Genomic DNA, 19851 nt, shown 5'->3' on the forward strand with positions numbered 1-19851 from the left:
GGACCGGGTCAGCGCACCGGTACCCGGGTCGATTCGCGGATGTCGTGCCGTTCGAGGGCGAAGCGCCGGTAGACGTCGGCATAGCCGTGCGCCATCCGGTTGACGGAGAAGTTCTGCGCGACGTGCGCCACGCAGTCCTCCGGGTCGAGTCGCTCCGCCTCGAGCAACGCCGCGGGCAGTTCCTCCGGCCGCTGAACGACGATCCCGGTCAGCCCCGGCCGGACCAGCTCCGGCACCGCACCCCGATCGAGCGCCACCACCGGTGTCCCGGTCGCCATCGCCTCCAACATCACCATGCCGAACGGCTCGTCCCACTGGATCGGCATGATCAGACAACGGGCGTCGACCAGCATCCGCAGCGTCGTCGCGCGGTCCGCGTTGAGCACGACTGTCACGTCGTCGTCGACCATCGGCGCGACGACCTGCTCGTAGTACCGGCGTTCGGCCGGCTCGTTGCACTTGCCGGCCAGCAGCAGGGGCAACCCGGCCGCCCGGCACGCCCGGATGGCGGTGTCCGGGCCCTTGTCCGGGCTGAACCGGGCCAGCCACAGCACCGGCCCCGCGCCGGGCGTGTGCTTGCGCGGAAAGCCACGGATGTCCAGGGCGTTGTGCACCGTGCCGGCCCAGGGCAGGTTCGTGTTCAGTCGGCGCTGGGTGTGCGAGATCGCCACCAGGGCGACGCCCGAGTCGATGTCGCCGAGCACATCGCCGTACTCCCCCACCGGGTTTCCGTGCACGGTCGCGACGGTCGGCACGGCCCGGCGGCCGGCGACCAGCGGGCCGATCGTGGTGTGGTCGTGGATCACGTCGAAGTCGGCCGCCGTGATCAGCCGATTCACCCGGGCCAGGTGGGCCAGCTCGGGCAGTGACTCGCCGAGCCGCTCGTACTGCACCTCGGCGACCGTGGAGACGAAGCCGTCGGCGGCCGTGCCATGGTCACCGCCGGCGCCGAACAGGGTCACCGCGTGGCCCTGCAAGGTGAGCGCGTCCACCAGGGCGGCGACGACCTGCTCAAGGCCGCCGTAGCCGGGCGGCGGTACGGACAGCCAGGGTGGAACCACCATCGCGATGCGCAGCGACCGCTCCTCAGGGCGGCCCGCAGGCGGGTGGTTCACGGCCACGAGTCCTCCCCGTTGCTGCCCGGTGCGGCGTCATCGCCGGTCGGGACGGTCGGCGGCGGTTTCCCAGTGGCGCCACCGGTAAACCGGACACGGCGGACGATCACCCGCCCACCAGGAGTTGGTCGTGGACCACTCGCACCCCGGGCGCGGACCAGGCCACCCGCTCGACCTGGTCGCGTTCCCACCAGGACCGGACCACTCCGGCGAGGACCAGCGTGTCGCCGTCCACCTCGACGGTCACCCGCTCGGCGCCGAGCGTGCGCAGCAGCGCCCGCTGGACGTCCCGACGCAGCCGCTCGGCGACCGGTGGCGCCGACGGTCGTACCTCGATCAGGTTCGTGATCCCCCGCACGCCGTCGAGCCGGCGCACCTCCCCCTCGGCGGCGCGCCGCTGCCACCCGAACTCCACCTCGCCGCGCAGCATCAGCCAGCCGTTGGCCACGGTCACGTCCAGCCGCTCGGCGGGCACGAAGCTGTCCCACTCCAACGCCCTGGTGGCGGCGATGGCGACCTCGGCGTCGGTACGCCCCGGAGTGCCCGGCAGCCGCACCTCGATCTCGTCGGCCACCGCCCGAACACCCCGCACCCGCTGGGCGCAGCGCGTCGCGGCCCAACCGCGCGCGGCACCGTCCACGAACCCGGTCAGGGTGACCACGCCCTGGTCGACGGTCACCCCGATCTCGTTCGGTTGCAGCTGGGCGTCCCAGGCCAACTCCGCCAGGACGTCGCGTTGGATCCGCTGGTCGTCGCGGACACCCACCACCTCGGTCATGGCAATCCCCCCGGTTCCGGTCGCCCAGACTCGCCTACCCGAACGTGCCGGGCAGACGGGTGACGGCGGTTCACCCGATCCGGGTGAACCGCCGTCCGGGCGGAAAAAGCGGCGGGTGACGGAGCCGACCCCCTCGGCCCCGCCACCCGCCGCCGGAGGGAGGAGGCAGGTTCAGATAGTGGTCAGGACGTCTCAGCGAGCGTCACGGTTGCCGTCTTGTCGACACCGTTGCGCTTGAACTGCACCTCGACCCGGTCGCCGACCTTGCCGGCCTGCACCGCGCCGACCAGGTCGTCCGAGTCGTTGACCGGCTTGTCGCCGAACCGGGTGACGACGTCGCCCTGCTGGAGGCCGGCCTTCTCGGCCGGGCTGCCCGGGGTGATCGACGCGACGAGCGCGCCGCCGCCCTCGGCCTCGTTGACGCCGACGCCGAGCGACGGGTGGCTCACCTTCTCGTGGCGCTGGAGCTTGCCCGCGACGTCCTTGGCCTTGTTGCTGGGGATGGCGAACCCGACGCCGATGTTGCCGGTGCTCTGCCCGGAGGTCGCGATGGCGGTGTTGACGCCGATCACCTCGCCCCGGGTGTTGACAAGCGCGCCACCGGAGTTACCGGGGTTGATCGGCGCGTCGGTCTGGAGCAGGCCGGAGATCGAGCTGACCGGCTGGCTCTGCCGGGTCGGGTCCTGCTGCTGGCCCTCGCCGGCCCGGATGGTGCGGTCCCGCGCGCTGAGGATGCCCGAGGTCACCGACCCTTGCAGGCCAAGCGGGCTGCCCAGGGCGAGCACCTGGTCGCCGACCTGCATGGCGTCGCTGTCGCCGAACTTGGCCGGCTTGAGGTCGCTCACCCCGTCGGCCTTCACCACTGCCAGGTCGGTCTTCGGATCGGTACCGATGATCTTCGCGTTGACCTTCTTGCCGTCGGCGAACACGACCTGAACGGCATCGCCGGCGGCGGAGGCGACCACGTGGTTGTTGGTCAGCACGTACCCGTCGGCGCTGAGCACCACCCCCGAACCCTCGCCACTACCGGTGGTGATCGAGACGACGCTGTCCTGCACCGACGCGGCGATCTTCGGCAGGTCGGCACCGTTGATCACCGGGGCCGCGGAGTAGGTACGGGTGATACCGCCGCCGTCACCGTCGAGGGCGAGCGCGAGCGCTCCACCGGCCACGCCGGAGCCGAGCATCAGGGCGAACACCGCGACACCGGCACCGGCGAACTTGGCGATCCGACCCGGCCGGGGACCGCTGCCGGGCGGCGCGACCTGCGGACCCCACGGCGGGACCGGCTGTCCCGGGTGCTGCGGGTGCTGTCCAGGGTGCTGGGCGTGCTGCCCGGGGTGCTGGGCGTGCTGCCCGGGGTGCTGGGCGTGCTGCCCGGGGTGCTGGGGGTACGCCCCGCCCGGCTGGCCCCCGCCGGCCCAGCCGGACTGCTGGCCCGCGTACCAGGGGGCACCCGGGTACTGGCCGGCGGCCGGCTGTGGGTAGCCGGGCTGCCCGGGTGCCGGGTGACCGGAGACCGGGTACGGGGGTGCGGACGCGGTGGCGGCCGGCGGCTGATAGCCGGTCGGCGGCTCGTACCCGGTCGGCTGGGCGCCGGTCGGCTGGGCCGGGTACCCGGCGGGCGCGGCGACCGGAGTGGCAGCCGTGGTCTCCGTGTCAGGTGTGGTCGACACGACCGTCGGGTCACCCGTGGTCGACACGACCGTCGGGTCACCGTCGGTCGACACGGCCTGCACGGGGGTGGTCGGGGAGTCGGACTGCACGCGCTCGTCGCGCGGCAGCTCGGCGGTGGGGTGCGACGGCTCGGCGTCGGTGGGGGCCGGCCGGCGCTGCGGGTCGGACTCGAACTCGGTCATGGCACTACCTTCTCCCCCAGCACTGCAATCAAGCTGGAACCGTCCTGGAAGTTGGCTGAAAGTCACTCGCCGACTCCGTCGACCTGTGGCAGCAACGGCAGCCGGACCCGGAAGGTGGCCCCGCCGCCGGGTGTCTCGGCCACCTCGACCGAACCGTGGTGGGCGGCGACCAGCGCCGCCACGATGGCCAGGCCGAGGCCGGTGCCGGTGTTGCCGTCGGCCCGCCGGGTACGCGCTGCGTCGGCCCGGTAGAACCGCTCGAAGACCCGTTCCGCCTGCTCCGCCGAGAGCCCTGGACCGGTGTCGGCCACCTCCACGACGGCGAACCCGCCCGGTTCGGCACGCAGGCGTACCCGGATCTCGGCCTCCGGCGGGGTGTGGGTCAGCGCGTTGGTGACCAGGTTGCCGATCACCTGCCGCAGCCGCGCGTCGTCGGCGGAGACGACGAGCGGACCCGATTCGGGCGCGATCTCCAGCTCGATCCGCCGATCCGGTGCCATCGCCCGAGCGGCCTGCACGGCGTCCGAGGCGAGCACCGGCAGCTCCACCGGAGTCAGCGACAGCGGCCGTTCCATGTCCAGCCGGGCGAGCAGCAGCAGGTCCTCCACCAGCAGCCCCATCCGGGCCGCCTCGTCCTCGATCCGGCGCAGCAGGCCGGCGGTCTGCTCCGGCGCGCGGGCCGCGCCCTGCCGGTACAGCTCGGCGAAGCCGCGAATGGTGGTCAGCGGAGTACGCAGCTCGTGCGAGGCGTCGGCGACGAACTGCCGCATCCGCTCCTCGGAGCGGATGGCCCGCGCCTCGGACGCCTGAGCGGCGGCGGCGGCATCCCGGGCGGCGCTCTCCGCCCACCGGGCCGAGGTCTCCGACGCGGCTCGGGCGGTGAACGCCGCCTCGATCTGGGTGAGCATCGCGTTCAGCGCACGGGAGAGCCGGCCCAGCTCCGAGGTTGGCTCGGGCTGACCCTCCTCCGGGTCGGGCACCCGGCGGGTCAGATCACCTCCGGCGATCGCGGCGGCGGTGCGTTCGATCTCCACCAATGGTTTGAGGCTGGTCCGGACGATCGCCGCGCCGACCGAGGCCAGCATGATCAGCACCGACCCCCCGACCAGCAGGTCGATCCAGGCCAGCCGTTTCACGGCGAGGTCGACGTCGGTCAGGTGCTCGCCGATCGCCGCCCGCTGGCCGTTCGGCAGCTCGGTGTAGAGCATTCGCCAGCGCAGCGAGCTGTCCCGCGCGTGGATGGTCCGGGGTTTGCCGTCCTGGGCCTTCTCCTGCTCCTCGAATCCGGCCGCGTCGCTCGGCCACGGCGGCAGGTCCGCCGTGGAGAAGCGGGAGCTGTCGTACGCGAACTGCTTCACCTGGCCGGTGGTCGTGCTGGTCAGCACGACCACGTAGTCGCTGGGCAGGGAGACGACGTTCGACGAAGGCATCATGGACTGGATCCGGCCCGCCGAGTCGCGCAGCTCAAGATCAATCTGGTCGACCAGGTAGTTGTGCAGGAAGTACGCGGTCGAAACGCTGATCACCACCAGCGCCCCGGAGACCAGCGCCAACACCGAGGCGACCAGCTTGATCCGCAACGGAACGCTGCGCACCCGTCCCTTCGCCTGCTGGACCGGGTTCACGCCGCCGGCTTGCGCAGGACGTACCCGACGCCACGAAGGGTGTGGATCAGCCGGGGTTGGGTGGTGTCGACCTTGCGGCGCAGGTACGAGATGTAGGACTCGACGATGTTGTCGTCGCCCCGGAAGTCGTAGTTCCAGACGTGGTCGAGGATCTGCGCCTTGGACAGCACCCGGTTGGCGTTGAGCATCAGGTAGCGCAGCAGCTTGAACTCGGTCGGCGAGAGCTGCACGCGCTGGCCGGCCCGGTGCACCTCGTGGGTCTCCTCGTCCAACTCCAGGTCGGCGAAGGTGAGCCGGGACGGGGCCTGCTCGCCGGTCGTCGTGCGGCGCAGCACGGCGCGGATCCGGGCGGTCAACTCCTCCAGGCTGAACGGCTTGGTGACGTAGTCGTCGCCGCCCAGGGTCAACCCGCGGATCTTGTCGTCGGTGGCGTCCCGGGCGGTCAGGAACACCACCGGGGTACGCGTGCCGCCCTCGCGGAGCATCCGGATGACCTCGAAGCCGTCCAGGTCGGGAAGCATCACGTCGAGCACCACCAGGTCGGGCCGGTGGTCCTTGGCGGCGTTCAGCGCGGCGCTCCCGCTGGTCGCGGTGGCCACGTCGAAGCCCGCGAACCGCAGGCTCGCGGAGAGCAGCTCGAGGATGTTGGGGTCGTCCTCGACGACGAGAAGTCGCGCCTCGGTCTGGGTAGCGGGCATGGGCCCATCATCGGTGACCTCACTGCGTCAGCGCTGGACGCTTCCTGGAAAAAGGCTGTGAGTCGCCGTCGGTCAGCGCAGCAGCCGGCGCAACCCGTCCAGGGCGCCGTCGAGCAGCCGGATCGCGGTGCGCAGCTGGGTGTCGCTGAACTGTCGGGCACGCATCAGTCGGCCCACCTCGGCGGTGAACGCGGCCAGCCGCTTGTCGAGTTCGTCGAACAGCTCGGCCTGCGGCCCGGGTGGCGACGCCGGCCGGGGTGGCGGTGCGGGCGCCTCCCACCGGGGGGCCCGCCGGGTCTGCCGGGTGGCCTCGCTCAGCTCCCGCTTGAGGTCGCGGACCGAGCCGCGTACCTCGCTGCGGATCTCGCCGGCCAGGCTGGAGAGATCCGCCACGGAGGCCGCGATGTCCGTCTCCAGCGCGGTCAACTCGCTGGCCCGCTGGCGCAGCTCCGCCCGTCCGGCGTCGGTGATGTCGTACGTCTTGCGGCCACCGGCCGCGGTGTGGCTGACCAGACCCTCGGCCTCCAGCCGTTGCAGCCGGGGGTAGATGGTGCCCGCGCTGGGCGCGTAGAGGCCGAGGAAACGGTCCTCCAGCAGGCGGATCAGCTCGTAGCCGTGCTTCGGGCCGTCGTCGAGGAGCTTGAGCAGGTAGAGCCGGAGCCGCCCGTGGCTGAACACGGCGGTCACGGCAGCTCCTCCCCGTCGTGGTCGACCGCTCGGGCGAGCAGGGCGATGCTCCCCGAGGTCGCGGAAGCCCAGAGCTTACCTTCGCCGGCGCCGAGCACTCCCGCGCTGCTGGGCAGTGGGAACCTCGAGGTGCGCACCTGCGGAAAGCCGCTGGTGATCCGGCCGGAGGCGGTGTTCAGCTGGACGGCGAGGTCGCTGTCCTCGCGGATCCGGACGGTGATGCTGCCCGAGATGGTGGTCAACCTGATCTCGCTGCCCCGGGGGTTGTCCAGGTCGCAGGTGATGGCGCCGGAGACGGTCTGTGCGCGCACCCGGTCGGCGGCGCTGTCGGCGAGGATCACCTCGCCGGAGACCGTCTCCAGCGCGAGGTCCCCCCGGACGCCGAGCGCCTCCACCGGCCCCGACGTGATCGTCGCGGAGGTGCTGCCGCGCAACCCCATCAGGGTGATCTGGCCGGCGACGACGTTGACGGTGGTCTGCCGGCGCAGGCCGGAGGCGACCAGGGAGCCCGCGACCAGGCCCAGGTCGGCGAGGACGTCGGCGGGCACGGCGATGGAGACGTCCACCCGGGGATAGCGGTGGATCATCCGGAACCAGCGCAGGACGTCCGACCAGCCCCGACCGCGCTCCTGGCGGATGTTGAGCCGACCGTCGGTGTGGTCGATCAGGACCGGCCGACGGCCGACCTGGGTCACGTCGATCCGGGTCGGCCCGTCGGTGGCGACCACGTTGAGCCGCCCACTGATCAGTCGAACGTCCAGCCGGACGACCGCAGCGTCCAGGGTGAGCCGTTGCGGGCTCTCGACCGTCCAGCCGGCCATGGCGTCCCCCTCTCGACGACGCGCGGGAGGCACGCCGATCAGGAGGAGACTGTAACGCGATACATCGCGACACCACAAGACAGGTCGCGAGTTGGTCGCCGACCCGGCGTAGCTCCCCTCAGGCCGCCAGGTCCAACTCCTGTTCGGCGACCGGCGGCGGCGCCGCAACGGCCGGGGTGGCGGTGGGCACCGGGCGCAGCCGGGCCCGCGTCACGGCACCCACCGTGGGCACCAGGTGTACGGCCGACTCGGCGGCACGGGCCAGCAACCGCCGATCGGCGTCCCGGGCCGGGTGCAGCGCGGCGGCGATCGTCACCGACACCACCAGGTCCCGCGCCGCGACCACCCGTGCCACCGACCGCAGCAGGGTGTCCGCGCCGAGAAAGGCGGTCGCCGTGGTGGTCGTCCCGGTGGCGTCGCAGCGGTAACTGAGTCGCAACGGCACCACCGGGCTGCCCGTGTCGATGGCCGCCTGGAACGTCGCGGGCCGGAAGCCGCCGCCGGGGCGGCAGTCGGCGGCGCTGTCGCCCGCGCACCACGTCGTACCCTCCGGAAAGACCGCCACCGACCGGCCGGCGCGCAACGCGTCGGCCACCCGCCCGACGGTGGTCGGCAGCGCCCGCGGCCGGTCGCGGTCCACGAAGACCGTGCCCGCCGCCGCGGCCAGCAGACCGACGAGCGGCCAGGCGCGGATCTCCCGCTTCGCCACCATCCGGGTGGGCGCTACCGCCAGCACCGCGAGGACGTCCAGCCAGGAGACGTGGTTGGCGACCAGCAGCGCCCGCCGCCGGGGCAGCCGACCCCGGACCACGAGACGGACGCCGAAGGCGCGCGCGGTGGCCCGCGCCCAGCCGCTGACCAGCGCCTGCCGCTCCCGGGTGGGCAGCACCGGCAGCAGCAGCACCACCGCGATCCCGGCCAGCAACATGCCGAGCGCGGCGACCAACCGCAGCACCCGGCGGGCCACCGACACCGTGGGTACCTCGCCGGCCGCCGGTAGGCAGCCGTCGTCGCAGCCCGAGGAGGGCCGCCACAGGTCGTGCGGCACGGCGGTCACCGCTGCTCCTCGCCCAGGAAGTGCCGCAGGTAACGGGGGTTCATCCGGTCCAGCGAGAAGAGGACGTAGAAGTCCGCGCAGCCGAAATCCGGGTCGTACGACGGCTCACCGCAGATCCACGCGCCGAGCCGGAGGTAGCCCCGCAGCAGCGGCGGCATCACGACCCGTCCGGCCGGGCCGGCGGCGGTCGGGCCGGCGGCGGCCGCCGGCTCGCTGAACCAGGGCCGCAACGGGCGGACCCGCAGCGGCGGCGGCGACAGGTGCCGGGTCTGGGCCTGGGCCCACACCTCGGCGACCGTACGCCCACCGTCGGCGACCGGCACCGACGCGCAGCCGCCGAGCCAGCGGGAGCCACGCAGGTGCAGGTAGCGGGTGAGACCGGCCCACATCAGGTTGATCACCGCACCGGAGCGGTGGTCCGGGTGCACACACGACCGGCCCGTCTCGACCAGGTCGTCCCGGAGCGGGTCGAGCGCGCCGAGGTCGAACTCGTCCTCGGCGTAGCGCCGACTGGTGCGTCCCGGCGGCAGCAGCCGGTACGTGCCGACCACCTCGCCGGTGCTGTCCTCGCGGACGATCAGGTGGTCGCAGTACGCGTCGAAGGGGTCCACGTCCAGCCCGGCCTCGCCGGGGCGGAGGGTGGCGCCGAGCTCGGTGGCGAACACCTCGTGGCGCAGGCGTTGCGCGGCCGCGACCTGGGTGGGGTCGTCGGCGATCAGCAGGGTGTATCCGCTGGTCGTCAGGGGTGCGCCAGCGGCATGCAGAACGGCCATGGGATCTGTGTAAGGGCCCGGGTTGCCATCCACGGGGACCACCGGTGTCGATCGGATGAACGCATGCCGGCGGATGCGCCCCACGCCGGCCGTGCGAGGCTCGCGGGACGAACCGGCGACGGCGCCGGGGCGCCCCCACCGGAGGTCGACGATGCGCATCGAGTCCCGCTACAACGGCCCGCCCAGCTCGGGCAACGGCGGCTGGAGCGCGGGGATCTTCGCCGCCGCGGCGGGCGGCGACGCGCCGGTCGAGGTGACCCTGCGCCGACCGCCGCCGCTGGAGACCGAGCTGACCCTGACCGACGGCGAGGTCCGGGACCCGGCTGGCGACCTGGTGGCCGAGGTACGCCCGGCCGGGGCGATCGACGCCGTCGTACCCCCGGTCGACCTGGCTGCGGCGGTGGCCGCCGCGGCCCACTACCCGGGCCTGGTCGAGCATCCGTTCCCCAGCTGTTACGTCTGCGGGCCGCAGCGGACCGACGGGCTGCGGATCTTTCCCGGCCGGCTGCCGGACGGGCGGACCGCCGCGCCGTTCCGGGTGCCCGAGCGGGTCAGCCAGGCCACGGTCTGGGCGGCGCTGGACTGTCCCGGCGGGTGGGCGGTGCTCGCGCCCGGCCGCCCGTACCTGCTGGGCCGGATCGGCGCCGTGGTCGCCGCGCTGCCGGAGCCCGGCGACGAGTGCGTGGTGACCGGCGCGCTGGTGCGCGTCGATGGCCGCAAGGCGCTGGTGCACACCAGCCTGTACGGGCCGGACGGGGTGTTGCTCGGCGCGGCTCGGGCCACCTGGATCGCCCGCTGAACCCGGCCGGGAGCCCCCGCTGAGCCCGGCAGTCGTTCGCAGGGAGGAGTCGCCTCCACCGCGCGACGGAGGCGAACGTACGGACCGCGCCTGATTGACCTTGTTGCCACGGACCGTCACGCTGTGCCACGGCGTACTCGACGCCACACGGGAGGAGAATGATGACTGACGGGCAGCGAAGCCCCACCAGCGACGGTCAGATCGTGGTGTCCGGTCTGACGAAGCAGTACAAGAGCGTCCGGGCGGTGAACAACCTGTCCTTCACCGTGGCGCCGGGACGGGTGACCGGCTTCCTCGGCCCGAACGGCGCCGGCAAGACCACCACGCTGCGCATGCTGCTGAACCTGGTCACGCCGAGCGCCGGCACGGCCACCATCAGCGGCCACCGGTACGCCGACCTCACCGACCCGCTGCGGCAGGTCGGCGCGGTGCTGGAGGCGTCCAGCGCGCACAAGGGGCGCACCGGCATCAACCACCTCCGGGTCATCTGCGCGGCGGCCGGGCTGCCCAAGCAGCGGGCCGACGAGGCGCTGGCCCTGGTGGGGCTCAGCCCGGCGGCGAAGCGCAAGTTCAAGGGTTACTCACTGGGCATGAAGCAGCGGCTCGGCATCGCCGCCGCGATGCTCGGTGACCCCCGGGTGCTGATCCTCGACGAGCCGGCCAACGGGCTCGACCCGGAGGGCATCCGGTGGATGCGCGGGTTCCTCAAGAACCTCGCCCACGAGGGCCGCACGGTGCTGGTCTCCAGTCACCTGCTGTCGGAGATGCAGCTGCTCGCCGACGACGTGGTGATCATCGCGGCCGGTCAGCTGGTTCGGCAGGGTCCGGTCGACCAGGTGCTCGGGTCGATGGCGCAGGGTGCCCGGGTCCGGGTCCGCACCCCGCAGGCCGAGGCGCTGACCGCCGCCCTGAAGGCGCAGTCGGCGACCGTCGACGTCGACGTCGACGACCAGGGTGTCCTGCTGGTCGGCGGGGTGGACGCCCCGACGATCGGCCGCGCCGCCCTCACCGCCGGGGTCGAGCTGCACGAACTGACCACCGAACGGCCCGATCTGGAACGGGTCTTCCTGGAGCTGACGGCCGGAAAGGCGGGCATCCGATGAACCTGGTCCGATCCGAGCTACTCAAGATCCGCACCACCAACACCTGGTGGATCTTCGCGCTGATCAGCCTGCCGCTCTGGGCGCTCACCCTGCTCATCAACTGGTTGCAGGCCGACGCCCTGACCAGCAACACCATCGGCGATCTGTCGGCCGAACAGTCCGCCCAGTTCGAGGCGGCGGCCAGTCCGGACGCGCTGTCGTCGAACCTCTTCACCACCGGGCAGTTCTTCGGCCTGCTGATCGTGATGCTGCTCGGCATCATCGTGGTGACCAGCGAGTTCTTCCACCAGACGGTCACCACGACGTTCCTCACCAACCCGCACCGCACCGCCGTGATGACCGCCAAGCTGGTCGCGGCGGGCGTGCTGGCGCTGCTGTTCTGGCTGGTCACCACCGCGCTCAACCTGGTCGCCGGTTCGGCGGTGTTGAGCGCGGTCGGGATGGACTCCCAACTGGGCAACGACGCCGCCTGGCGGGCGATCGGGCTGAACCTGCTCGCGTACCTGCTCTGGGCGGTCTTCGGCGTCGGCATCGGTGTGCTGATCCGCAGCCAGATCGGCGCCACGGTGACCGGCATCCTGCTCTACCTGGGCGGCTCGATCGGCGCGATCTTCGTGATCGCCATCCTGGCCGAACGTTGGGGCGACTGGATCAACAACCTGCAACTGCTGGTGCCCTCGCTGGCCTCGTCACTGATGGTCACCGGGGCGGACATCCCCGGCAACCCGCCCCGCTGGGCCGGCGCCGCCGTGCTCATCGGGTACGCGGTGGTGACCGGCGTGGTCGGCACCCTGCTGATGCGTCGACGCGACATCTCCTGACGGACGGTCCGGGGTGGCGGCGGCACGGCCCGCCACCCCGGGCGATCCCTTAGCAGTCGTCGATCGGGCACGCAGGCGTTGCTGAACTTCTGGCATCTTCTGTGAAACCGGCCACGGGACCGAGGCGGAAATGCCTGCGGGATCGGTACGGCGTAGCCTGGAACCCGTCCTGTCCGCGCTCGTTAACGGGCGCGGCGGACACACCGCGTGACACACAACCCGCGTGAAAGAGGCGATTACCGGCCGTGTCGACCCAGCAGACTTCGCAGGAGAACCCACTGGCGGGTTTCGGCCCGAATGAGTGGATCGTCGAGGAGATGTACCAGCGTTACCTCGCCGACCCATCGAGCGTCGATTCGGCCTGGCACGACTTCTTCGCCGACTACCGGCCGGCCCCCGGTGCGGGCACCCCGCGCGCGGCCGAGTCCACGGACAAGCCGGCCGCGGCTCCCGAGCCGGACGGTCAGCCGGAGGCAGCCGCCAGCGTCACCCAGCCGAGCGCCCCGGCCAAGCCGGCGACCGCGAGCAAGCCGGCCGCCGCCCAGTCGACGCCGGCCAAGCCGGCCGCGCCGGCCGCGACCAAGGCCACCCCGGAGAAGGCCGCCCCGGCCAAGCCGGCCGCCAAGGCCGCCGCACCGGCCGCCGACGGCCCGCAGACCACGCCGTTGCGGGGTGTCGCGGCGAAGATCGTCCAGAACATGGACGCCTCGCTCAGCGTGCCCACCGCGACCAGCGTGCGCGCGGTCCCGGCCAAGCTGCTGGTCGACAACCGCATCGTGATCAACAACCACCTCGCCCGCGGCCGGGGCGGCAAGGTCAGCTTCACCCACCTGGTCGGCTACGCGATGGTCCGGGCGCTGGTCCAGCACCCCGAGATGAACAACTCCTTCGCCGAGGCCAACGGCAAGCCGGCGGTGGTCCGCCCGGCGCACGTCAACCTCGGCATCGCGATCGACCTGGCCAAGCCGGACGGCAGCCGCAACCTGGTGGTCCCCTCCATCAAGGGCTGCGAGCAGATGGACTTCCGGCAGTTCTGGCAGGCGTACGAGGACGTGGTCCGCCGGGCGCGGCGCAACGAGCTGACCATGGAGGACTACTCCGGCACCACGATCTCGCTGACCAACCCCGGCGGCATCGGCACGGTGCACTCGATGCCGCGGCTCATGCAGGGGCAGAGCGCGATCATCGGCGTCGGCGCGATGGAATACCCGGCCCCCTACCAGGGGATGTCCGAGGCCACCCTCGCCGAGCTGGCGGTCAGCAAGATCATCACGCTGACCAGCACGTACGACCACCGGATCATCCAGGGCGCGCAGTCCGGCGAGTTCCTCAAGGTGATGCACGAGCTGATCCTGGGCGAGCACGGCTTCTACGACCAGATCTTCACCGCGCTGCGCATCCCGTACGAGCCGGTGCGCTGGATGCGCGACGTGGCGGTCAACTCCGAGGGTCAGATCAACAAGACCGCCCGGGTGCACGAGCTGATCCACGCGTACCGGGTGCGCGGTCACCTGATGGCCGACACCGACCCGCTGGAATTCAAGATCCGCAAGCACCCCGACCTGGACGTCCTCCAGCACGGGCTGACCCTGTGGGACCTGGACCGGGAGTTCCCGGTCAACGGCTTCGCCGGCCGGCAGCGGATGAAGCTGCGCGAGATCCTCGGCGTGCTGCGCGACTCGTACTGCCGCCGGGTCGGCATCGAGTACATGCACATCCAGGACCCGGAGGAGCGGCGCTGGGTCCAGGAGCGGATCGAGCGCAAGTACGAGAAGCCGTCCGCCGACGAGCAGAAGCACGTGCTCAACCGGCTCAACGCCGCCGAGGCGTTCGAGACCTTCCTGCAGACCAAGTACGTCGGCCAGAAGCGCTTCTCGCTGGAGGGCGGCGAGTCGCTGATCCCGCTGCTCGGCGAGGTGCTGGAGTCGTCCGCCGAGAGCGGGCTGGACGAGGTCGTCATCGGCATGGCCCACCGGGGTCGGCTCAACGTGCTGGCCAACATCGTCGGCAAGCCGTACGAGAAGATCTTCTCGGAGTTCGAGGGTCACCTGGACCCGCGCTCGACGCAGGGCTCCGGCGACGTGAAGTACCACCTGGGCCAGAACGGCAAGTTCACCACCCCCGACGGCGAGCACGCGGTCAAGGTGTCGGTGGTGGCCAACCCGTCGCACCTGGAGGCCGTCGACCCGGTGCTGGAGGGCATCGTCCGGGCCAAGCAGGACCGGATCGACCTCAAGCTGGAGGGTTACACCGTGCTGCCGCTGGCGGTGCACGGTGACGCCGCCTTCGCCGGGCAGGGCGTGGTCGCCGAGACGCTCAACCTGTCGCAGCTGCGCGGCTACCGCACCGGCGGCACCGTGCACGTGGTGGTCAACAACCAGGTCGGCTTCACCACCGCCCCGGAGTACAGCCGGTCCAGCCTCTACAGCACCGACGTGGCCCGGATGATCCAGGCGCCGATCTTCCACGTCAACGGCGACGACCCGGAGGCCGTGGTCCGGGTGGCCCGGCTGGCCTTCGAGTACCGGCAGACGTTCAACAAGGACGTCGTGATCGACATGGTCTGCTACCGCCGGCGCGGGCACAACGAGGGCGACGACCCGTCGATGTCCAACCCACAGATGTACAAGATCATTGACTCGAAGCGCTCGGTCCGCAAGCTCTACACCGAGGAGCTGATCGGTCGCGGTGACATCACCGTGGAGGACGCGGAGGAGCTGCTGCGCGACTACCAGGCGCAGCTGGAGAAGGTCTTCAAGGCCACCCGGGACGCCGCCTCGGCGCCGCGCCAGCTCAACCGGCCGCGCCGCGAGGAGGAGCCGGAGCCGCAGGTCGACACCGCCACCGACGCGTCCGTGGTCAAGGCGATCGGCGAGGCGCACATCAACCTGCCGGAGGGCTTCACCCCGCACAAGCGGATCCAGCAACTGCTGGACCGGCGGGCCAAGATGTCCGTCGAGGGCAACATCGACTGGGGCTTCGGCGAGATCATCGCGCTCGGGGCGCTGCTGCACGACGGGGTCACCGTCCGGCTCGCCGGGCAGGACTCGCGTCGTGGCACGTTCGTCCAGCGGCACGCCTCGGTGGTCGACTCCCGCACCGGGGAGGACTACCTCCCGCTGAAGTCACTCACCGGCGACGGCGAGCGGTCCCGGTTCTTCGTGCACGACTCGCTGCTCAGCGAGTACGCGGCGATGGGCTTCGAGTACGGCTACTCGGTGGAGAACATCAACGCCCTGGTCGCCTGGGAGGCCCAGTTCGGCGACTTCGTCAACGGCGCCCAGTCGGTGATCGACGAGTTCATCTCGTCCGGTGAGGTGAAGTGGGGCCAGCGCTCCGCCGTCACCCTGCTGCTGCCGCACGGCCACGAGGGTCAGGGCCCGGACCACACCTCCGGCCGACCGGAGCGGTTCCTGCAGATGTGCGCCGAGGACAACATGCGGGTGTCCATCCCGACGACCCCGGCGAACTACTTCCACCTGCTGCGCCGCCAGGCCCTGTCGCCCAAGCGCAAGCCGCTTGTGGTGTTCACGCCGAAGTCGCTGCTGCGGCACAAGCTCTGCGTGTCCCCGGTGGAGGACTTCACCACCGGCACCTTCCAGCCGGTGCTGCGCGACACGGCCGCCCCGGCACCGGAGGCGGTGAAGCGGGTGCTGCTCTGCTCCGGCAAGGTCTACTACGACCTGTTCCAGGCCCGGCAGGAGCGCGGCGTCACCGACACCGCGATCATCCGGATCGAGCAGCTGTACCCGCTGCCGGTCGAGGAGATCCGGGCCGCCCTGGCGCAGTACCCGAACGCGGACGACTTCGCCTGGGTGCAGGAGGAGCCGGCCAACCAGGGTGCCTGGTCGTTCGTCGCGCTCAACCTGCTGGAGCACCTCACGGACGTCCGGCTGCGGCGGATCTCCCGCCCGGCCGCGGCTGCCCCGGCGGTCGGCTCGGCCAAGACCCACGAGGTCGAGCAGACCGCGCTGATCGAGGCGGCTCTCCCGCGACCGTGACCTGACCTGCGCGTGAGAGCCGGGGCAGGGCCGTTTCACCACGGTCCTGCCCCGGCTCTCGTAGGTCCCGTCGGCTGACCCACCCAACCCGCCCGGTCCGACCCGGGCCGAGCACGAGGACGTACCCATGTACTTCACCGACCGTGGCATCGAGGAGCTGGTCGAGCGCCGGGGCGACGAGCAGGTCACCCTGGAGTGGCTGGGCGAGCGCCTGCGCGACTTCGTCGACCTCAACCCCGACTTCGAAACCCCCATCGAACGCCTGGCCACCTACCTGGCCCGCCTGGACGACCCCGACGACGAAGACGCCTAACCCACCCCCACCCCACCCCGGCGCGTTGATCATGACGTTGTCCGCGGGTGTCGTCGGCGTGTCGGTCGACAACCTCATGATCACCGGGGCGAGGGCGGGCCGGCAGGTTGGGACGGCCGGCGAGGGGTCGGACCCGCAGGGTCGGACGGCCCGGGTGCGGGGCCTCGCGACCTTCTAGGGTGGGGCTGTGGCCCGAAGTGTGTATCTGACGAGCGTGGGGTCCGGCGGGGGCAAGTCGACGGTCGCGCTCGGGTTGGCGGAGTTGCTGTCCCGGCAGGTCGGGCGGATCGGCGTGTTTCGGCCGCTGGTCGCCGACCGGGGCCAGGACGCGATCCTCGCCCTGCTCAGTGAGCGTTACCGGGTCGAGGTGCCGCTGTCCGAGCTGGCCGGGGCGAGCTACGCCGAGGCCGCGGCGCTGGTCGCCGACGGCCGTCGGGAAGAGCTGATCTCCGCGATCGTCGAGCGGTACCGGGCGGTGGAGCGACAGTGCCCGGCGGTGGTCGTGGTGGGCAGCGACTTCGACGACCCCGGCGACCCGGCCCGCCCCCGTGAGCTGGCCTTCAACGCCCGGCTGGCCACCGAGTTCGGCAGTGTCGTGGTGCCGGTGGTGGACGGCTTCGGGCAGGAGCCGGCGGCGGTCGCGTCGGCCGTGCGGGGGGCGTACCACGATCTGGCCGACCTGGGCGCAACCGTGCTCGCGGTGATCGCCAACCGGGTGGCCGAGCCGATGACGCTGCCCGACCTGCCGGTTCCCGCGTACGCCATCCCGGAGGTGCCGAGCGTGTCGGCGCCGACGGTGGCCGAGGTGGCGGCGGCGCTCGGCGCCACCCTGCTGGCCGGGGACGACGCCGCGCTCGGCCGCGACGTGCTGGACTTCGTGGTCGGCGCGGCACATGTGCCGACCCTGCTGGACCACCTCACCGAGGGCGCCCTGGTGATCACCCCCGGGGACCGGGCCGACCTGCTCGTCGCCGCGAGCGCCGCGCACGTGGCCGGGCAGGTGTCGGTGGCCGGGCTGGTGCTCACCCTCGGCGAGCAGCCCGACCCCCGGGTGATGCGGCTGGTGGAGGGGCTGAACACCGGGCTGGCGGTGCTCTCGGTGCGTCTCGACAGCTACGACACGGTGGCCGCGTCCAGCCGCATCGAGGGCCGACCCAGCGCGGCCAATCCCCGCAAGGTGGAGGCCGCGCTCGGCGCGTTCGAACGCTGTGTGGACACCGACGACCTGGCCCGCCGGCTACGGGTCAGCCGGTCGACGCGGGTCACCCCACTGATGTTCGAGAACGAGCTGATCGACCGGGCCCGCTCGAAGCCCCGGCACCTGGTGCTGCCGGAGGGCACCGACGAGCGGATACTGCGCGCGGCGGAGATCCTGTTGCGCCGCGGAGTGGCCGAGCTGACGGTGCTCGGCCGGCCGGACGACATCGCCCGACGCACCCGCGAGCTGGGCATCGACCTCGGCGACGCGAACGTGGTCGACCCGGTCACCAGCGGGTGGCGCGACGACTTCGCCGCCGAGTACGCCCGGCTGCGCGCCCACCGGGGCGTCACCGCCGAGTTGGCGCACGACGTCGTGGCGCAGCCCAACTACTTCGGGACGCTGATGGTGGCCACCGGTCGAGCGGACGGCATGGTCTCCGGCGCGACCCACACCACCGCCGCGACCATCCGGCCGGCATTCGAGATCATCCGTACCCTGCCGGACGTGTCGGTGGCCTCCAGCGTCTTCTTCATGCTGCTCGCCGACCGGGTGCTGGTCTACGGCGACTGCGCCGTCAACCGCGACCCGGACGCGACCCAGCTCGCCGACATCGCCATCTCGTCGGCCGACACCGCCGCCCGGTTCGGCATCGAACCCCGGGTGGCCATGCTGTCCTACTCCACCGGTAGCTCCGGCGCCGGCGCGGACGTGGAGAAGGTCGCGGCGGCCACCGCGCTGGTCCGGGAGCGCCGGCCCGACCTGCTGGTCGACGGGCCCATCCAGTACGACGCGGCGATCGACCCGGCGGTGGCGGCGACGAAGCTGCCGGGGAGCCCGGTCGCCGGCCACGCCACCGTCTTCATCTTTCCCGACCTGAACACCGGCAACAACACGTACAAGGCGGTGCAGCGCTCCGCCGGGGCGGTCGCCGTCGGCCCGGTCATGCAGGGCCTGCGCCGGCCGGTGAACGACCTGTCCCGGGGCGCGGGAGTGCCGGACATCGTCAACACGGTGGCGATCACCGCCATCCAGGCGGCCACCGAGGAGGCGTCATGAGCCACGTGCTGGTGCTCAACTGCGGGTCGTCGTCGGTGAAGTGGCGCCGCTACGACGGTGACCGGGCACTCGACCATGGCACCGTCGAGCGGATCGGTGAGCCCGGCGGCGGCCCGAAGAACCACACCGATGCGGTCCGGCAGATCCTGGACGGGCTGGACCTCACCGGGCTGGTCGCGGTCGGGCACCGGGTGGTGCACGGCGGCCGGACGTTCAGCGCGCCGGTGCTGGTCGACGACGCCGTGCTGGCCGCGATCAAGGACCTGGTGCCGCTCGCTCCGCTGCACAACCCGGCCAACCTGGCCGGCATCGAGGTGGCCCGCGCGGCGCTGCCGGACGTACCGCAGGTCGCCGTCTTCGACACCGCGTTCCACCACACGCTGCCGGAGGCAGCCGCGACGTACGCGATCGACCGGGACACCGCCGAGCGGTACGACATCCGCCGGTACGGCTTCCACGGCACCTCGCACGCGTACGTGTCCCGCCGCACCGCCGAGCTGCTGGGCCGCCCGTACGAGCAGATCAACACGATCACCCTGCACCTGGGTAACGGGGCCAGCGCCTGCGCGGTGGAGAACGGTCGCAGCGTCGCCACCTCGATGGGTATGTCCCCGTTGGAAGGGCTGGTGATGGGCACCCGCAGCGGTGACCTGGACCCCACCGTGATCTTCCACCTGCGCCGGGAGGGCGGGTTGTCGGTGGACGACATCGACGACCTGCTCAACCACCGCAGCGGCCTGCTCGGGCTGACCGGCGCCAACGACATGCGCGAGGTGCTCCAGCGCCGGGCGGCCGGTGACCGGGCGGCACAGCTGGCCTTCGACGTGTACTGCCGGCGGATCACCGGGTACGTCGGGGCGTACTACGCGCTGCTCGGCCGGGTCGACGCGATCACCTTCACCGCCGGCGTCGGTGAACACGCGGCACCCGTCCGGGCCACCTCGCTGGCTGGCCTGCAACGGCTCGGCATCGCCGTGGACGACGCCCGCAACGACGGCGACGGCGACCGGGTGATCTCGCCCGCCGGCACCGAGGTGAGCGTCTGCGTCATCCACACCGACGAGGAGCGGGAGATCGCCCGGCAGACCCGGGACGCGGTCGGAGCCGCCTGAACGCACGCAGTCGCGCACCCCCGGGAGGCCCG

Annotated in this window: 16 protein-coding genes; 7 read left to right on the forward strand and 9 right to left on the reverse strand. The window is 72.0% G+C overall.

Annotated elements, in window-relative coordinates; translation table 11 throughout:
- Positions 1–8 precede the first annotated feature (8 nt).
- From AB0J33_RS18125 to AB0J33_RS18165, 9 genes are all read right to left on the reverse strand, one after another.
- The gene (locus tag AB0J33_RS18125; RefSeq protein ID WP_363615202.1) at positions 9–1064 is read right to left on the reverse strand and encodes a glycosyltransferase family 4 protein; all 1056 of its coding nucleotides are present in this window, start codon (positions 1062–1064) and stop codon (positions 9–11) included.
- 157 nt (positions 1065–1221) lie between these two features.
- Positions 1222–1893: a BON domain-containing protein gene (locus AB0J33_RS18130; RefSeq protein ID WP_363614894.1), complete on the reverse strand. Its 672-nt coding sequence runs from the start codon at positions 1891–1893 to the stop codon at positions 1222–1224.
- 182 nt (positions 1894–2075) lie between these two features.
- Positions 2076–3752 (reverse strand): trypsin-like peptidase domain-containing protein, encoded by a 1677-nt coding sequence (locus tag AB0J33_RS18135; protein ID WP_363614896.1) that lies wholly within the window; start codon positions 3750–3752, stop codon positions 2076–2078.
- Between the two features lie 62 nt (positions 3753–3814).
- The gene (locus tag AB0J33_RS18140) at positions 3815–5377 is read right to left on the reverse strand and encodes an ATP-binding protein (RefSeq protein WP_363614898.1); all 1563 of its coding nucleotides are present in this window, start codon (positions 5375–5377) and stop codon (positions 3815–3817) included.
- Positions 5374–6075, reverse strand: coding sequence for a response regulator transcription factor (locus AB0J33_RS18145; protein WP_030336721.1), 702 nt, complete (start codon positions 6073–6075; stop codon positions 5374–5376). Before AB0J33_RS18145 ends, AB0J33_RS18140 begins: the two co-directional genes overlap by 4 nt.
- Before the next feature lie 72 nt (positions 6076–6147).
- Positions 6148–6762 carry a PadR family transcriptional regulator gene (locus AB0J33_RS18150; RefSeq protein ID WP_363614901.1) on the reverse strand — a complete coding sequence of 205 codons (615 nt, stop codon included), beginning with the start codon at positions 6760–6762 and terminating at the stop codon, positions 6148–6150.
- Positions 6759–7583 (reverse strand): DUF4097 family beta strand repeat-containing protein, encoded by an 825-nt coding sequence (locus AB0J33_RS18155; RefSeq protein WP_363614903.1) that lies wholly within the window; start codon positions 7581–7583, stop codon positions 6759–6761. Before AB0J33_RS18155 ends, AB0J33_RS18150 begins: the two co-directional genes overlap by 4 nt.
- Before the next feature lie 118 nt (positions 7584–7701).
- Complete coding sequence (locus AB0J33_RS18160; protein ID WP_363614905.1) at positions 7702–8640, reverse strand: lysophospholipid acyltransferase family protein; 939 nt, start codon at positions 8638–8640, stop codon at positions 7702–7704.
- Complete coding sequence (locus tag AB0J33_RS18165) at positions 8637–9413, reverse strand: GNAT family N-acyltransferase (RefSeq protein ID WP_363614907.1); 777 nt, start codon at positions 9411–9413, stop codon at positions 8637–8639. The genes AB0J33_RS18160 and AB0J33_RS18165 overlap by 4 nt, the downstream gene beginning before the upstream one ends.
- A 151-nt stretch (positions 9414–9564) precedes the next feature.
- Here AB0J33_RS18165 and AB0J33_RS18170 point away from each other — a divergent pair, with 151 nt between their 5' ends.
- From AB0J33_RS18170 to AB0J33_RS18200, 7 genes are all read left to right on the forward strand, one after another.
- A complete protein-coding gene (locus AB0J33_RS18170) occupies positions 9565–10212 on the forward strand; it encodes a hypothetical protein (protein ID WP_363614909.1) in 648 nt (215 codons plus the stop codon).
- 161 nt (positions 10213–10373) lie between these two features.
- Positions 10374–11315: an ATP-binding cassette domain-containing protein gene (locus tag AB0J33_RS18175; RefSeq protein ID WP_363614911.1), complete on the forward strand. Its 942-nt coding sequence runs from the start codon at positions 10374–10376 to the stop codon at positions 11313–11315.
- The gene (locus AB0J33_RS18180) at positions 11312–12136 is read left to right on the forward strand and encodes an ABC transporter permease (RefSeq protein WP_363614913.1); all 825 of its coding nucleotides are present in this window, start codon (positions 11312–11314) and stop codon (positions 12134–12136) included. The genes AB0J33_RS18175 and AB0J33_RS18180 overlap by 4 nt, the downstream gene beginning before the upstream one ends.
- 245 nt (positions 12137–12381) lie before the next feature.
- The gene (locus AB0J33_RS18185; RefSeq protein ID WP_363614916.1) at positions 12382–16137 is read left to right on the forward strand and encodes a multifunctional oxoglutarate decarboxylase/oxoglutarate dehydrogenase thiamine pyrophosphate-binding subunit/dihydrolipoyllysine-residue succinyltransferase subunit; all 3756 of its coding nucleotides are present in this window, start codon (positions 12382–12384) and stop codon (positions 16135–16137) included.
- 127 nt (positions 16138–16264) lie between these two features.
- A complete protein-coding gene (locus AB0J33_RS18190) occupies positions 16265–16450 on the forward strand; it encodes a DUF6104 family protein (protein WP_007464679.1) in 186 nt (61 codons plus the stop codon).
- A 187-nt stretch (positions 16451–16637) separates the two neighbouring features.
- Positions 16638–18707 (forward strand): phosphate acetyltransferase, encoded by a 2070-nt coding sequence (gene pta / locus AB0J33_RS18195; RefSeq protein ID WP_363614918.1) that lies wholly within the window; start codon positions 16638–16640, stop codon positions 18705–18707.
- The gene (locus AB0J33_RS18200) at positions 18704–19819 is read left to right on the forward strand and encodes an acetate kinase (protein ID WP_363614920.1); all 1116 of its coding nucleotides are present in this window, start codon (positions 18704–18706) and stop codon (positions 19817–19819) included. The genes pta and AB0J33_RS18200 overlap by 4 nt, the downstream gene beginning before the upstream one ends.
- The last annotated feature ends 32 nt before the right edge of the window (positions 19820–19851 follow it).

Source organism: Micromonospora sp. NPDC049645, from assembly GCF_040675155.1.
Taxonomy (GTDB): Bacteria; Actinomycetota; Actinomycetes; order Mycobacteriales; family Micromonosporaceae; genus Micromonospora.